Annotated in this window: 14 protein-coding genes; 8 read left to right on the plus strand and 6 right to left on the minus strand. The window is 73.3% G+C overall.

The genetic code is table 11. From position 1 onward, the window contains the following. Nucleotides 1-100: 100 nt before the first annotated feature. Together IEZ27_RS00145 and IEZ27_RS00150 are read right to left on the minus strand one after the other, a co-directional pair. Nucleotides 101-745, minus strand: coding sequence for a response regulator (locus tag IEZ27_RS00145; protein WP_189645309.1), 645 nt, complete (start codon nucleotides 743-745; stop codon nucleotides 101-103). Then, nucleotides 742-1,749, minus strand: a complete 1,008-nt coding sequence (locus tag IEZ27_RS00150) for a HAMP domain-containing sensor histidine kinase (RefSeq protein WP_189645310.1) — start codon at nucleotides 1,747-1,749, stop codon at nucleotides 742-744. The genes IEZ27_RS00145 and IEZ27_RS00150 overlap by 4 nt, the downstream gene beginning before the upstream one ends. Before the next feature lie 463 nt (nucleotides 1,750-2,212). On the opposite strand from IEZ27_RS00150, the gene IEZ27_RS00155 reads away from it, so the two are divergent. Then, on the plus strand, nucleotides 2,213-2,671 hold the full coding sequence (locus IEZ27_RS00155) for a CBS domain-containing protein (RefSeq protein WP_125648872.1): 459 nt from the start codon (nucleotides 2,213-2,215) through the stop codon (nucleotides 2,669-2,671). A gap of 4 nt (nucleotides 2,672-2,675) precedes the next feature. Beyond that, nucleotides 2,676-3,959 (plus strand): ArsB/NhaD family transporter, encoded by a 1,284-nt coding sequence (locus tag IEZ27_RS00160; protein WP_125648875.1) that lies wholly within the window; start codon nucleotides 2,676-2,678, stop codon nucleotides 3,957-3,959. A gap of 15 nt (nucleotides 3,960-3,974) precedes the next feature. Here the strand turns inward: IEZ27_RS00160 and IEZ27_RS00165 are convergent, their stop codons facing one another. Beyond that, nucleotides 3,975-4,859: a phosphotransferase enzyme family protein gene (locus tag IEZ27_RS00165; RefSeq protein ID WP_189645311.1), complete on the minus strand. Its 885-nt coding sequence runs from the start codon at nucleotides 4,857-4,859 to the stop codon at nucleotides 3,975-3,977. Nucleotides 4,860-5,268: 409 nt separating this feature from the next. Between IEZ27_RS00165 and IEZ27_RS00170 the strand changes: the two genes are divergently transcribed. The 5 genes from IEZ27_RS00170 to IEZ27_RS00190 all read left to right on the plus strand — a co-directional run bounded on the left by IEZ27_RS00170 (nucleotide 5,269) and on the right by IEZ27_RS00190 (nucleotide 10,927). Then, a complete protein-coding gene (locus IEZ27_RS00170) occupies nucleotides 5,269-6,168 on the plus strand; it encodes a lysophospholipid acyltransferase family protein (protein ID WP_189645312.1) in 900 nt (299 codons plus the stop codon). 26 nt (nucleotides 6,169-6,194) lie between these two features. Next, nucleotides 6,195-8,465: an MMPL family transporter gene (locus IEZ27_RS00175; RefSeq protein ID WP_189645313.1), complete on the plus strand. Its 2,271-nt coding sequence runs from the start codon at nucleotides 6,195-6,197 to the stop codon at nucleotides 8,463-8,465. Between the two features lie 34 nt (nucleotides 8,466-8,499). Continuing rightward, nucleotides 8,500-9,360: a lysophospholipid acyltransferase family protein gene (locus IEZ27_RS00180; protein ID WP_189645314.1), complete on the plus strand. Its 861-nt coding sequence runs from the start codon at nucleotides 8,500-8,502 to the stop codon at nucleotides 9,358-9,360. Nucleotides 9,361-9,452: 92 nt separating this feature from the next. After that, nucleotides 9,453-9,704 (plus strand): acyl carrier protein, encoded by a 252-nt coding sequence (locus IEZ27_RS00185; RefSeq protein ID WP_125648889.1) that lies wholly within the window; start codon nucleotides 9,453-9,455, stop codon nucleotides 9,702-9,704. Next, nucleotides 9,704-10,927 carry a beta-ketoacyl-[acyl-carrier-protein] synthase family protein gene (locus IEZ27_RS00190; protein ID WP_189645315.1) on the plus strand — a complete coding sequence of 408 codons (1,224 nt, stop codon included), beginning with the start codon at nucleotides 9,704-9,706 and terminating at the stop codon, nucleotides 10,925-10,927. The genes IEZ27_RS00185 and IEZ27_RS00190 overlap by 1 nt, the downstream gene beginning before the upstream one ends. Nucleotides 10,928-10,941: 14 nt before the next feature. Here IEZ27_RS00190 and IEZ27_RS00195 read toward each other — a convergent pair whose 3' ends face one another. Both IEZ27_RS00195 and IEZ27_RS00200 read right to left on the minus strand, forming a co-directional pair. Further along, nucleotides 10,942-11,391 (minus strand): VOC family protein, encoded by a 450-nt coding sequence (locus IEZ27_RS00195; RefSeq protein ID WP_189645316.1) that lies wholly within the window; start codon nucleotides 11,389-11,391, stop codon nucleotides 10,942-10,944. A gap of 75 nt (nucleotides 11,392-11,466) precedes the next feature. After that, a complete protein-coding gene (locus tag IEZ27_RS00200) occupies nucleotides 11,467-12,654 on the minus strand; it encodes a cytochrome P450 (protein WP_189645317.1) in 1,188 nt (395 codons plus the stop codon). Nucleotides 12,655-12,727: 73 nt separating this feature from the next. On the opposite strand from IEZ27_RS00200, the gene IEZ27_RS00205 reads away from it, so the two are divergent. Further along, on the plus strand, nucleotides 12,728-13,336 hold the full coding sequence (locus tag IEZ27_RS00205; protein ID WP_189645318.1) for a TetR/AcrR family transcriptional regulator: 609 nt from the start codon (nucleotides 12,728-12,730) through the stop codon (nucleotides 13,334-13,336). Between the two features lie 19 nt (nucleotides 13,337-13,355). On the opposite strand, the gene IEZ27_RS00210 is transcribed toward IEZ27_RS00205, so the two are convergent. After that, on the minus strand, nucleotides 13,356-14,357 hold the full coding sequence (locus IEZ27_RS00210) for a magnesium and cobalt transport protein CorA (RefSeq protein ID WP_189645319.1): 1,002 nt from the start codon (nucleotides 14,355-14,357) through the stop codon (nucleotides 13,356-13,358). Between the last annotated feature and the right edge of the window lie 5 nt (nucleotides 14,358-14,362).

Below are 14,362 nucleotides of genomic sequence, written 5' to 3' on the forward strand. Positions count from 1 at the left end.
CCCATCATGATCTCGATCGTCTCATGGAACCGTGCCCCAAAGCTCCATCCGGCCGGGCCCGTGCGGCCCGCGCACCCCGCGGCCCGGCCGTACACCGAGGTCAGGGTTCGATCAGGCCGGCGCGGATGGCGTAACGGGTCAGGTCGAGGCGGTCGTTGAGGCCGAGCTTGGCCAGGATGTTGCTGCGGTGGCGGTCGACGGTCTTCGGACTGATGACCAGGGTGTCGGCGATGGCCTTGGTCGAGTGGCCCTCGGCGATGAGCTTGACGATCTCCTCCTCGCGGGCGGTCAGCAGGCTGTCGGGCAGCGGGTCGCCGTGCTGGTGGCGGTGCAGGTAGTCGCGGATCAGCGCGGTGACCGCCCCTGGGTAGAGGAACGGCTCGCCGCGCATCGCCGCCCGGCACGCCTCGATCAGGTCGCGGTCGGCGACCGACTTCAGCACGTAGCCGCAGGCGCCCGCCTTCAGCGCGGCGAAGAAGTACTGCTCGTTGTCGTACATCGACAACATCAGCAGGCGTACGCCCGGCTTGCGGCGGGAGATCTCCCGCGCGGCCTGCAACCCGGTCATGCGGGGCATGGCGATGTCCAGGATGACCAGGTCGACGTCGTGGGCGCGGACGGCCTCGACGGCCTCGGCCCCGTCCGCGGCCTCGGCGACCACAGTCAGGTCGGGCTCGGCGTCGAGGATCAGGCGTACGCCCTGGCGGACCAGCGCGTGGTCGTCGGCGAGCAGGATGCGGGTCATGGGGCGTCCTCCTTGGCCGCTCCGGGAACGGTGAGGGTGATCTCGGTGCCGCCGCCGGGCGGCGAGTGCACGTTCAGGCGGGCCCCGATGAGCAGGGCGCGCTCGTGCATGCCGCGGATGCCGGCGCCCGGCTCGCCGATGCCGCCGCGGCCGTTGTCGGTGACGCGCAGGACCAGGTCGCCGCGCTCGGGCGTCAGCGTGAGCGTGGCCCTGGTGGCCTGGGCGTGGCGGGCGACGTTGGTGAGGCTCTCCTGGGCGATGCGGTAGAGGACGAGCTCGACCTCGGAGGTGAGCGGCGGCAGTCCGGGAGCCAGCCTGCGGCTCACCTCGACCGTGCCGGTCTGGGACAGGTCGGTGGCCAGCGCGGTCAGGGCGCTGGTCAGGCCGAGGTCCTCCAGTACGCCGGGGCGCAGCCGATGGGCGACCTGGCGCACCTCGTCCAGGCTGGTCCTGATCGCCTCCTGGGCGTGCCCCAGTTCCTCCGACAGCTCCGCGGGCCCGCGGTCGCGTACCCGCTTGAGCGCCAGCAGCGCGACGGTGAGGCTCTGGCCGATCTCGTCGTGCAGCTCGCGGGCGATGCGGCCGCGTTCGGCCTCCTGGGCGGCCAGGGCCTGGGCGCTGGCCACGCTGCGCTCCTCCTCCAGGCGGTCGAGCATCTGGTTGAAGGTGTCGGTGACGCTCCTGAGGTCGCGGTTGCCGACGACGGGCAGCCGGTCGTGGGTGTGCATCAGGTCTACCCGCCGCATGAGGGCGGTCAGCGAGGTCAGCGGGGCGAGACTGGCCCGTACCAGGAACGCGTTCGCGGCCAGGATCAGCGCCAGGCCGATCAGCAGCACGGGGACCTCGGCCAGGAGCACCGGTGAGGAGACCGTCGCCGGTGACAGCGCCAGCACGAACGTGCCCGCGGCGAAGACCAGCGCGTTGATGACGAACAGGCGGCGGAACAACGCCTGGGCCGGACTGCGGCCAGGCGGCTCCGGCGCGGTGGCGACGGCGTCTTTCATGCCTCCAGCCTGGGCGGTTGCCGCCCGCGCTGTCCACTGACCCCGCCCGGATACGGCTCGGCCCCCACCCGATATGGGGGTCACACCCAATGGGCACGGGCCCCCGCCCGGTGATGACATTGAAATCCCCGGAAAAAAGGGACGGACCGTGAGGAGGTGGGCGATGCGTGGCACGGACTCCGTCCGGGCCACCACGGCAGGACCGCTTCTCCTCCTGCCCGCCCCCGTGCCGCGGTCCGTCCCCCGGGGCCAGCCGACGGGTGGGCCGAGCCGGGGGCCGGCCGCCGTCCAGTGGCCGGGGAAGGGCGCCTGAGGCCGTCCCCGCCAGGCCCGCACGGGCCGCCGCCACGACCTTCGCCAACGCCCCCGCAGGAGGTGCCCCATCAAGACCTGCCATACGACCATGCCCGGAACCGGCGGCGACCGCCGTGGACTGACCACTTCGACCAGCGTGGAGGGTGCCTTGCGAGCACAGGACATCGTCGTCGCCCTGCCGACCGTGACCGCCCGCGACTCCGTCGTACGCGCGGTACGGCTGATGGTGGTCAACCGGCTGCCCGGACTCATCGTCGTCGACGGGCAGGGCAGGCCGGCGACCGTGCTGCCCGGCACGCAGGTGCTGCGGCTGGCCATCCCCGGCACGTACCAGGAGGACCAGGCGCTGGCCCGCACCCTGGACGAGAGCGACGCCGAGCTGTTCTGGCAGGAACTCGCCCACCTGACCGTCGGCGACTGCCTGCCCAGGCCGCCGGCGCGGCCCGTCACCGTTCCCCTGGACGCGACACTGCTGGAGGTGGCGGCGCTGATGGCCCGCACCCGCAGCCCGCTCGTCGCCGTGCTCGGCGCGGACGCCACCCTCACCGGGGCGATCACACTGGAACGCCTGCTGACCAGCCTGGCCATCACGAGCCTTCCGGACTGATCGGATGAGCGCGATCCTGGCCATGGCCATCTTCGTGGTGGCGTTCTTCTTCATCGCCACCGAGAAGGCCGACAAGGTCAAGGTCGTCCTGGTGGCGGCCGGGCTGATGACCGTGCTCGGGCTGACACCGGGGGAGGAGGTGTTCTCCTCAGGCCACGCGGGGATCGACTGGAACGTCATCTTCCTGCTGCTCGGCATGATGATCATCGTGGGGGTGATCAAGCAGACCGGGCTGTTCGACTATCTGGCGATCTGGGCGGCCAAACGCTCGCGCGGGCGGCCCTACCGGCTGATGGCGATGCTGATGGCCATCACCGCCGTGGCCTCGCCCTTCCTGGACAACGTCACGACGATCATGCTGGTCGCGCCGGTGACGGTGATGGTGTGCGGGCGGTTGCGGATCCCGGCGCAGCCGTACCTGATCGCCGAGGTGCTGGCCTCGAACATCGGCGGGGCGGCGACGCTGATCGGCGATCCGCCGAACATCATCATCGGCAGCCGCGCGGGACTGACGTTCAACGACTTCCTCGTGCACATGGCGCCCGCGGTCGTGGCGATCTTCGCGGTGTTCGTGCTGCTCACCTATCCGCTGTTCCGGCGGTCGTTCCACTACAACGCCGACCACGTCGCCAAGGTGATGGCGTTGCAGGAGCGGCGGGCCATCACCGACCCCGCCCTGCTGGCGCGGTCGATGACGGTGCTGGCCGGCGTGGTGACGGCGTTCGCGCTGCACTCCGTCCTGCACCTGGCGCCCTCGATCATCGCGCTGGTCGGCGCGGGGGTCATGCTGCTGGTGTGCCGGGTCGAGCTCGGGGACGTGCTGCGCGAGGTCGAATGGCCCACGCTGGTGTTCTTCGCCGGGCTGTTCGTCATGGTCGCGGGCCTGGTGCACACCGGGACCATGGAGACCATCGGACGGGCCACCATCGACCTGTTCGGCGACAACTACTTCGCCGCGGCCACCTCGCTGCTGTTCGGCTCCAGCGTGCTGGGGGCGTTCTTCGACAACATCCCGTACGTGGCCACGATGGCCCCGGTCGTGGAGGAACTGGCGGCCGCGGCCCCGGACGCCGCCACCGGGCAGGCACTGTGGTGGGCCTTCGCCTTCGGCGCCGACTTCGGCGGCAACGGCACGGCCGTCGCCGCCAGCGCCAACGTCGTGGCCCTCGGGATCGCCGCCCGTACGGGGAACCCGATCACGTTCTGGCAGTTCACCCGGTACGGCATCGTCGTCACCCTGGGCAGCACCGCCCTGGCCTGGGTGTACGTCTGGCTGCGCTACTTCTGAGCCGGGGCCGCCCGGTCAGGGGCGCAGCCGGTGGAACAGCTCGACGCGGGCCCGGTGGTATTCCAGGTCCTCCGCGTCGTGCGCCACCCCTGACCGGGCGGCCTTGTGGAAGTAGGCGTACTCCCGGCGCAGCTTGTGCCTGACGAGCTGGGCCAGCGACTCGTCGTCGAGCGGGGCCGCCGTGCCGCCCTCCTCGTGGTAGGCGGCCACGAACTCCTTGCTCGGCCCGGTCACGTCGTCGCCCCACTCCAGGGCGGCGGCGGCCAGCTCCAGCTCGGGGGCGCCGACGAAGGTCTCGTCCCAGTCGAGCACCGCGACGATCCGGCCGTCCCTGGCCAGGGTGTTGCCGGTGTAGAAGTCGCCGTGCAGGGGGTGGCGTACGGGATGGCCGGCGTGGAAACGCGCCAGCCAGCGGTCCAGGGCAGGGTCGGGCAGGCCGGCCGCGTCCTCGGGCGGATCGCCGTACAGGCCGGACTCCTGGAAGGCGGGCACCGGGCGCGGCCCCGTACGGCAGCCGGCCAGCGCCCGGTGGAGCCTGGCCAGCAGGCGCGCCCCGGCCTCGCGCTGGGCCGGTACGTCGGAGTCCGGCCAGTCGCCCTCGACGTACGGCCAGCAGGAGATCGGCCGCCCGTCCACGACGACCACGGTCGCCCCCTCGGCGGTGGTCAGCGGCGCGACGGCCTCGGGCAGCGCGGCGGCGGCGTGCCGGGCGACGGCGTGGCACCACTCCGACTCGGCGACGCCGCGCACGGCCGGGCCGATCCGGAGCACCCGGTCGCCCAGGCGGTAGGCGGCCGACTCCTCCCCGCCGTGCAACCGCCCGCCCTCTCCCTCGACATCCCAGGCCAGGAGGGCGGCTCGGCGGATCGCGGGGGTGAGGGGCGTCTTGGCATAGATCACCTTTCCAGGCTACGGTCCCGGCCCGGTTCTTGAGTGTTCCGCCAAGGTAGGCCAAGGTCGGGCAAGGTCGGGCGACACGGCGTCTCAAATTCCGCGTTCTCCGCCGCATGGCGCTTAACCTGCACTAACAGGATCATCATTCGCTTGCCACCCTGCCGCGAGGCCAGCCGGTGCCAGGCCCGCTCCGAACTCGGGATGCCCATGATCGCGCAGTCGCAGGAGATCTCGCGCAGCTCTCATCCGCCCCCTACCCGCCCGCTCCGGCGTCAGGTCCGCGGGGGTTATGGAACGTTCCACACCTCGTGCCCGATCTGGCGCGACCTTCCTCCCGCCGTCGTCCCGCGCCGCCGCTAGCGCCGTCCGGCCAGGCCGCCGGGCGTGTCCGCCGATCAACGCCTGGGAGTCCCGCGTGTCCTATCCAACGCCGCCGGCCACGCCGGCGCGGCCGCGTACGCCCTGGCGGCACGTGACCGGCGCCGGGCGGCGGGTGGAGATCAACCCGTGGTTGTCGCGGGCGCCGTGCTCGGTGCGCGCGTGCCTGCCGGAGGAGGTCGCCGCCGCCGGGCGGGCCCGCCGCGCGGCCCGGTTGTCCGCCGCGCTGCTGGTGCTGCTGACGTCCTTGCCGGTGTTCCTCGTCATGGGCGCGGCGCCTCGGTTGTGGCGGGCGCGGATCGTCCGGGCGGCGGCCAGGCTGCTGCTGCGCGCGCTCGGCGTCCGGGTCGAGGTCACCGAGAGCGAGCCGCCGGCCTGCGAGGCGGCCGGGCTGCTCGTCGTGGCCAACCACGTCTCGCTGCTCGACCCGGTGGTCATGCTGGCCGCGCTGCCGTGCCGGCTGCTGGCCAAGCAGGAGGTACGCGGGTGGCCGCTCATCGGGACGCTCGGCGCGGCGTGCGGGGCGCTGTTCATCGACCGGGAACGCCTGTCCACGCTGCCGGTCGCGGTGGGCCTGATCCGCGACGCCCTGCGGGCCGGCGAGGCGGTGGCCGTCTTCCCCGAGGGCACGACGTCCTGCGGGCGCGAGGTCGGCACCTTCCGGCCCGCGGTCTTCCAGGCCGCGATCGACGCCGGGGCGGCGGTGTGCCCGGCCGTCCTGCGCTACTACGAGGGCGAGAGCCGGTCGAGCCGCGGGAGCTGGGTGGGCGAGGACACGCTGCCCGGCTCCCTCCTGCGGGTGGCTGGCACGCGGCGGCTGCGGGCCGAGGTACGGCTCACCACCCTCCTTCGGCCCGCCGCCCCGGGCCCCGGACCGAAGGCGCGGGCCGCCCTGGCCCACGCCGCCGAGGAGCGCGTGCGCGCCGGCCTCGACTGACCGTTACTCAAGGTGAGGACTTACCGATGTGGGGCAATTCGCCGCTGCCCGGCCGTACGCGGCGCCTGCGGCAACAGGCGGTGCTCTGGGGCGCGCTCGCCACGTTCGCCGTGGCGCTCGTGGCCGGCATGGACGTGCACGAACGGCTCGTACTGGGCGACATCGTCCCGCTCGGATCGTCATCCGTACGGGCGGACGACCTGCTGCGGAACGGCTTCCACGCCGGGAACGCCAACCTGGTCCTGATCGCCCGCGCCACGCGGCCCGTGGACGACCCCGAGATCGACGCCGCCGGGAAACGGCTCACCGAACGCGTCTCGGCCGATCCCGGGGTGTGGCAGGTCACCTCGTACTGGCGGGACCACGCGCCCCGGCTGCGCGGCCGCGACGGGCACGCCGGGGTCGTCCTGGCGCACCTGAGCGGCGACAACGCCGCCCGCAACGCGGCCGCCCGCCGGATCGTGCAGTCCCTGAACGGCCGCTACGGCCCCCTGGCGCTGTCGGCCACGGGCGAGGCGCAGGTCCGCGTCGAGGCCCAGGACCGCAGCGAGGCCGACCTGCGCACCGCCGAGCTGATCGCCGCGCCGCTGACCCTGGCCATCCTGTGCCTGGTGTTCGGCAGCGTCGTCGCCGCCCTGCTGCCGGTGCTGATCGGCGCGCTGGCGGTGGTCGCGACCATGGCCGTGCTGCGCCTGCTGACCGAGGTCATGGAGATCTCGGTGTTCGCCCTGAGCATCTCCAGCGCGCTGGGCTTCGCCCTGGCCGTCGACTTCAGCCTGTTCATCGTCACCCGCTTCCGCGAACACCTGGCCGAGGACGGGGACGCCTCCCGCGCGATCGCCGTCACCATGCGCACCACCGGACGGGCCATGGCCTGCTCGGCGGCCACCGTGGCGCTGTCCATGTCCGCGCTGCTGCTGTTCCCGTTCACGATGCTGCGCTCACTGGCCGTGGGCGGGATGACGATCAGCCTGATGGCGGCGGCGGCCAGCCTCCTGGTGCTCCCGGCCGTGCTCACCCTGCTCGGCGACCGGGTCAACCGGCTCCCCGTACCGGGCCCGTGGAGCGCCCGGCGCCGCGCCACGCCGCCGGTGGAGGACGGGCCCTGGTACCGCCTGGCGATCGCCGTCATGCGCCGGCCGGTGGTGGTGGCCGTGCCCGCGACCGCGCTGCTGCTGGCCATGGGCGTGCCGTTCCTGGGCGCCCGGTTCGGCACCCTGGACGACCGGGTCCTGCCGCCTGACGCGCCCGCCGCCGTGGCCGCCCGGTCCCTGCGCGCCGACTTCGGCGGGCAGCAGGTCGTCGGCGGCACCCTGATCGTGCTGCCGGACCTGCCGCCGACGGCCCAGGACGCCGCCGGCCGGCTGGACGCCTACGCCCGGCGCCTGTCCGCCACCGCCGGCGTGCTGCGCGTCGACACGGCGGGCGGCTCCTACAGCGGGGCCGGTGTCGTCCCGAAGGAGGGCCGCCGGTTCACCGGCGAGGCCGGCACCTGGCTGCTCGTCACCACCGCGCACGAACCGTTCTCGGTGGCCAACAGCGAGCTCGTCCAGCGCCTGCGCGCGATCCCCGCGCCCGGCCGGGTGTTCTTCGGCGGGCCGGGCGCCGAGCTCGACGACGTCAGGCAGAACATCGCCGTCACGCTGCCCCTGGCCCTGACGCTGATCGCGCTGACCACGCTGGCCATGGTGGCGCTGCTGACCCGCAGCGTCGTGCTGGCCGTCAAGGCCCTGGTGATGAACGTGCTGAGCCTCACCGCCACCTTCGGCGCCCTCGTCCACGTCTTCCAGGACGGCCACCTGGGCTGGCTGGTCGGCGACTTCACCGCCACCGGCAGCATCGACGCCCTCATGCCCACGCTGATCTTCTGCGTCGCCTTCGGCCTGTCCATGGACTACGAGATCTTCCTGCTGTCCCGCATCACCGAGGAGTACCGGCGCGGCGGCGACACGGTCACCGCCGTGGCCACCGGGCTCCAGCACACCGGGCGGCTGTTCACCTCGGCCGCCGTCATCTTCGCTGTCGTCATGGCCGCCGTGGCGACCTCAGGGCTGGCGGTGCTCAAGATGATCGGGGTGGGCATCGCGGTGGCCGTCCTCGTGGACTGCACGCTGATCCGCACGCTGCTCGTGCCCGCCGTGATGCGCCTGGCCGGGCCCGCCAACTGGTGGGCCCCCCGGCCGCTGCGCCGCGGGCGGCGCGGTGGCGACGGCTCGTCCGGGGCGGCGCCGCGCGTACCCGTCGGCGCCGGCGCGGGCGGCCCGGACGGCCCGGACACCCCGCCGCCACCCCCCTGACCGCCCGACCGCCCGGCCGACCAAGGAGATCGCGATGTCCATCCCCGCACAGGACCACCGCCACGAGGACACGGCGTCCCCGACGACGCCGTGCGCGCCGGAGTCCTGCGTCGGGCCGCCCGTCACCGCCGCCGGGCCGGTCCGCCGGGCCGCCCGCCTCCTGGGCTGCGGGCTGGCCCTGCTGACGGCCCTCGCGGTGACGCCGGTGCTCCGTCACGGCCCGGCGGCCCTGCGCGGGCCGCTGTCCCGGCGGTCCATGCGCCTGATCGTCGGCTCGGTCGGCATCACGGTACGGACCACGAACGGCGTCCCCGCACCGGCCGGCCCCGGCAGCCCGGGAACCCTGCTCGTCAGCAACCACGTCTCGTGGGCCGACTCGCTGGTCCTGGCGGCCGTCACACCGGCCCGCCACCTCGCCAAGCGGGACGTCGGCCGCTGGCCGCTGATCCGCTCGCTGGCCGCGGCCCACCGCACCCTGTTCATCGACCGGGACCGCCCCGCCGCGCTGCCCGCCGCCGTCACCGCGGTCGCCGCCGCGCTGCGCGACGGGGACACGGTGCTGGCCTACCCCGAAGGCACCACCTGGTGCGGCCACGCCATGGGCGCCTTCCACCCGGCCCTGTTCCAGGCCGCGCTCGACGCGGGCGCCGCGGTACGTCCGGTGGCGCTGCGCTACCTGGAGGGACGGGCGCGCTCCAGCCGCGGCTCCTGGGTCGGGGAGGAGTCCCTGCTGACCTCGCTGCTGCGCGTGGTCGCCACCCGGCACGTGGTGGCCGAGGTGACCTTCCTGCCGCCCGTACGCCACGAGCCCTCCGGACGGCCGCGCGAGGACCGGGCGGCCCTGGCCGCGCTGGCCGAGTCGCAGGTCAGGGCAGCCGTCCTCGGCCCGGCTTGATGGACATTTGAGGTGTCACACCCGGACCGGCACGCACTGCTCCTGCACACTCGGACTCGCCCCCCCAACTCGTCGAGAGAACGGAGGACACCATGACCGACGACCAGATCGCAGACCTGCTCCGCGGCCACTGCGCGCGAGTCCTGGGAGTCAGCCCGGCTCAGATCACCCCGCACACCGACCTGCGCACCGAACTGGACGCCGACAGCCTCGACTTCGCCGAACTGTACGCGGTGGTCGAGGACGAATGGGGCACCTTCGCCGACGAGTCGCTCCAGCGGGTCCGTACGGTCGCCGACATGGCCGCCGTGATCCGCCGCCACCTGATGACGGTGGGCGGCTGATGCGAACCCGCGTCGCGGTCACCGGGGTCGGCCTGCGCACGCCGGCCGGGTCCGGCCCCAAGGAACTGTGGAACGCGCTGCTCGGCGGGCGTTCCACGGCACGGGCCATCACCTCCTTCGACGTGTCCGCCCTTCCGGTGCGCTTCGCCTGCCAGATCCACGACCTGGACGTCTCGGCGTACCTGACGGTCAAGCAGGCCCGGCGGCTGGACCGGGCGTCGCTGCTGGCGGTGTGCGCCGCGGGCGACGCGCTGGCCGACGCCGGCCATCCCGAGGTCCCGGCCGAGCGGCGGGCCGTGGTGGCGGGCAGCTCCTTCTGCGGCACCGAGACGTACGAGTCGACGCTGCTCGGCGCGGACGGGCCCGGCGGGCTGAAGGCGTCCCCGCTGTTCATCCCGAAGATCATGCCCAACGCGGGCGCCGCCGCCGTCGGCATGCGGTACGGCGTCCGGGGGCCGAGCATGGCGGTGTCGACCGCGTGCGCGTCCGGGGCGCACGCCATCGGCGAGGGCGTCCGGCTGATCCGCGACGGCTCGGCCGACCTGGTCCTGGCCGGCGCCGGGGACGCCAACATCACGCCCGGCATGCTGCACGGCTTCAGCCGCTGCCGTGCCCTGTCGGCCCGCAACGACGACCCGGCGGCGGCCTGCCGGCCCTTCGACGCGGGCCGCGACGGGTTCGTGCTGGCCGAGGGGGCCGCCTTCCTCGTCCTGGAACGCCTCGACGACGCCGTACGCCGGGGCGCCCGCGTCCATGCCGAGCTGTCGGGCTATGGCCGTACCTGCGACGCCCACGACCTGACGGCGCCCGCCCCCGAGGGAGAGGGCGCCCGGCGGTGCATGGAGGCCGCGCTCGGCGACGCCGGCCTGAGCCCGGCCGACATCGTGCACGTCAACGCCCACGGCACGGGGACCGAGCTGAACGACCTGACCGAGGCCCAGGCGATCCGGAGCGTCTTCGGGCCCGCCGCCGTGCCGGTGAGCTCGACCAAGGGCGTGACCGGCCACGCCATCGGCGCCTCCGGGGCGATCGAGGCCGTGGCCTGCGTCCTGGCGATCGCGGAGTGCACCGCCCCGCCGACCGCCAACCTGGACCGGCTCGACCCGCGCTGCGACGTCGACGCGGCGGCCGTGCCCCGACCGATCGCGCGGGGGCCGGTGTTGTCGAACTCGTTCGGCTTCGGCGGCCACAACGCCACCCTGATCCTCTCGCCGCCGCCCTGACGGCCCGCGCCGCGTCAGTGCTCCCCGGGATGCGACGGGGAGACGAACACGCAGAACGGGTGACCGGCCGGGTCGGCGTAGACCCGCAGGGGCTCCTCGGCGTCGTCGATCCGGTCCAGCAGCAGTCGGCCGCCGAGGCGCAGGACACGTTCGTGCTGGGCCAGGAGGTTCCCGGCGGACGCCACGGTCAGGTCCAGGTGGAGCTGCTGGGGCACCCCGTCGTCCGGCCAGGTCGCCGCCGGGAACGTGCCGACCTGCTGGAAGGCCAGTTGAGGGGCGCCGTCCGGGGTTCTCAGCACGAGCCAGTCACGGCCGCGCGGGTCGTCGGCCCCCGCCTCGGGCGGCTCGTCGCCGGGCCGGTAGACCAGGCCCAGCAGGGCCCGGTAGAACTCCGCCAGCGCCCTGGCGTCGGTGCAGTCGAGCACCACCTGGCGCAACCTGATCCCGTCGTCCTGACCGGCCATCGCACGTCCTTCCCATGATCGCCCGCGCGTCCGCCCCGCTTCCCGCACGCGGAGGCGGCGCGTCAAACCCCGGGATCACCACGTGACGGGCAGCGCGGCCACCCCGTAGATGGTGGCACGCTGACGCAGCGGCACCTCCGCGGCGGGCACGGCCAGCCGCAGCCCGGGGAAGCGGCGCAGCAGCGCCGGGTAGGCCAGCCGCATCTCCAGCCTGGCCAGCTGCTGGCCCAGGCACTGATGGATGCCGTGGCCGAAGCCGAGCTGCGGGCCGGCCTCGCGGGTGACGTCGAAGCGGCCGGGGTCGGGGAAACGGGCGGGATCGCGGTTGACGGCCGGCAGGGACAGCGTCACGGTCTCCCCGGCCTTGATCGTCCGCCCGGCGAGCGGCACGTCGGCCCTGGCGACCCGGATCGGGCCGATGTGGGTGATGCTGAGGTAGCGCATCAGCTCCTCGACGGCGGTCGCCGCGACGCCGGGGTCCGTGCGTACCAGCTCGGCCTGCTCGGGGCGGCACAGGAGCAGGAACGTGCCGAGGGCCAGCATGTTCGCGGTCGTCTCGTGCCCGGCGGTCAGCAGCAGCGTGGCCACGCCCGTGAGCTCCTCGTGGCTCAGCTCGCCGCCGGTGGCCAGCTGACTGATCAGGTCCTGGCCGGGGGCGGCGCGCTTGCGCGCGACCAGCTCGGACAGGTAGCCCATCAGCTCGGCGCCCGCCGCGCCGCGTTCCTCGACGGGGCTGTCCAGGTTCACCGCCCGCGCGGTGGTGGCCTGGAAACGGGAGCGCTCCTGGTACGGGACGCCGAGCAGCTCGCAGATCACCAGCGAGGGCACCGGCAGCGCGAACGCGGAGACCAGGTCGGCGGGGGCGCCCGTGCGGGCGATCTCGTCGAGCAGGCCGTCGATGATCTCCTGGATCCTGGGCTCCAGGAGCCGCATCCTGCGCATGCTGAAGTGGCCCGTCAGCAGCCTGCGGTAGCGGGAGTGCCCGGGGTCGTCCATGGCGATGAAGAAGCCCGGCGGGATCACCAGGTCCGTCAGCCCCTCGGGCGGCGCCAGCTCCTTGATCGGCGGGGCGGCGCCCTGGGAGGTGTTGCTGAAGCGCGGGTCGTCGAGCACCACGCGGGCCTCGGCGTGGCCGGTGACCAGCCAGCCGGGCCGGCCGTCGGCGTAGATCATCCGGTGCAGCGGTCCGTGCAGCTCTCCGAGTACGGCCGGCGGCTCGAACGGGTCGTCGCGTTCGAGCGGCAGGGCCTGAAGGATGTCCATGGATCCAGAAAATCGCACAGACTGCGAAATTGCAAGCTATGCATAAACGCAGACCATGCAGTAGGCTGGCCCGGTGGAAGGTCATCGCGAACGCAAGAAGGTCCGCACCCGCCGCGCGCTGCTGGAGGCCGCCGTACGGCTGTTCGCCGAGCGGGGCTACGAGCAGACCACCGTCGCCGACATCGCCGCGGCGGCCGACGTGGCGCCCCGCACCTTCTTCGCCTACTTCGCCGGCAAGGAGGACGTGCTCTTCCTGCGGGCCGGCGACCGCGAGCTGGCCATGCTGGAGGTGATCGCCGGGCGGAGGCCGGGCGAGCCCCTGGGCGAGCTGCTGAGCCGGATGTTCGAGGCCCTGGTGCGCAGCATGGCCGAGGACGACGAGCTGGACTTCGCGTTGTCGCCGCTGCGGGCGCGGCTGATGCTCACCGAGCCCGCGCTGCGCTCTCGCGGCCTGACGCTGATGATGGAGACGCAGCCCCGGCTGGCCGCCGCGCTGTGCGAGGTCTACCCCCGCCTCGACCCCGTCTCGGCCGGCGCGGCGGTCGGGAGCTTCATGGGCGCGCTGGCCGTGGCCGGACTCGTCGCCCAGCAGCGGGGCGGCTCCGACGACGACGTCCTGGCCGCCGGCCGCCGCGGGATCGAGATCGCGCTCGACGGGCTGTCCACCCTCGACGACGCCTGACGGCGGCGCGCCGGAGGGCTCACAACCAGCCGCTCCTGCGCAGCAGCCGGTACACGACGACCACGGCGACCGCCATGAGGGACAACGCCAGCGGATACCCCAGCAACCAGTGCAGCTCGGGCATGTGGTCGAAGTTCATGCCGTACACCCCGGCGATCATGGTGGGGACGGCGATGACGGCGGCCCAGGAGGAGATCTTGCGCATGTCGGCGTTCTGCTGCATGGCCGCCGAGCTCTGCTCCCGGCCCACCAGCGCCAGGTGGGCGCTAAGGGCGCTGGTGAGCAGTTCGTTGTGCTGGTCGATCGCCGCGTCCACCCGCAGCAGGTGGTCCAGGACGTCGCGGAACTGGTCGCGGGCGACGGCGCACAGCTCCACCCGGCCCTTGACGATCTCCTCCAGGACCGGGACCAGGGGGTCCTGGGCGGCCCGGAACTCCAGCACCTCGCGTTTGAGCGAGTAGATGTCCTCGGTCACGTCGGCGTGCTCGCCGCTGAAGACCCGCCGCTCCAGGACGATGAGGTCGTGCTCCACCTCGTGGGAGATCTGCGAGTAGGTGTCCACGACCTCGTCGCAGATCGCGTACAGGACCCCGGCGGGCCCGGTGGCCAGCAGTTCGGGGTCGGCCTCGATGCGCCGGCGGACCACGGTGAGCGGGTTGGCCGGGCCGTGCCGTACGCTGATGACGAAGTCGGCGCCCACGAACAGGTTGATCTCACCGACCTCGATGTCGGAGCCGTTCTCGACGTAGAGCAGCGGCTTGAGCACCACGAACAGGGTGTCGCCGTAGCGTTCGAGCTTGGGGCGCTGGTGGGCGTGGATGGCGTCCTCCACGGCCAGCGGGTGCAGCCGTACCTCGCTGGTGATCAGGTCGAACTCCTCCTGTGTGGGCTCGTGCAGGCCGATCCACAGGAAGCAGTCACCTCGCGCCCGGGCCCCGGCGAAGGCCTCGCTGATGTCGCCCTCGATGGTCTCGCGTACGCCGTCGCAGTAGATCGCCTTGTCCATAATCACAACCGGCATTTTCG

This window comes from Nonomuraea spiralis, from assembly GCF_014648435.1.
GTDB lineage: Bacteria > Actinomycetota > Actinomycetes > Streptosporangiales > Streptosporangiaceae > Nonomuraea > Nonomuraea spiralis.

Bases quoted from the DNA above. Each gene is read 5' to 3' on its own strand.
- IEZ27_RS00150 (WP_189645310.1), bottom strand. From the start codon at position 1,749: ATGAAAGACGCCGTCGCCACCGCGCCGGAGCCGCCTGGCCGCAGTCCG.
- IEZ27_RS00185 (WP_125648889.1), top strand. From the start codon at position 9,453: ATGACCGACGACCAGATCGCAGACCTGCTCCGCGGCCACTGCGCGCGA.
- IEZ27_RS00200 (WP_189645317.1), bottom strand. From the start codon at position 12,654: ATGGACATCCTTCAGGCCCTGCCGCTCGAACGCGACGACCCGTTCGAG.
- IEZ27_RS00175 (WP_189645313.1), top strand. From the start codon at position 6,195: ATGTGGGGCAATTCGCCGCTGCCCGGCCGTACGCGGCGCCTGCGGCAA.
- IEZ27_RS00195 (WP_189645316.1), bottom strand. From the start codon at position 11,391: ATGGCCGGTCAGGACGACGGGATCAGGTTGCGCCAGGTGGTGCTCGAC.
- IEZ27_RS00145 (WP_189645309.1), bottom strand. From the start codon at position 745: ATGACCCGCATCCTGCTCGCCGACGACCACGCGCTGGTCCGCCAGGGC.
- IEZ27_RS00190 (WP_189645315.1), top strand. From the start codon at position 9,704: ATGCGAACCCGCGTCGCGGTCACCGGGGTCGGCCTGCGCACGCCGGCC.
- IEZ27_RS00210 (WP_189645319.1), bottom strand. From the start codon at position 14,357: ATGCCGGTTGTGATTATGGACAAGGCGATCTACTGCGACGGCGTACGC.
- IEZ27_RS00180 (WP_189645314.1), top strand. From the start codon at position 8,500: ATGTCCATCCCCGCACAGGACCACCGCCACGAGGACACGGCGTCCCCG.
- IEZ27_RS00160 (WP_125648875.1), top strand. From the start codon at position 2,676: ATGAGCGCGATCCTGGCCATGGCCATCTTCGTGGTGGCGTTCTTCTTC.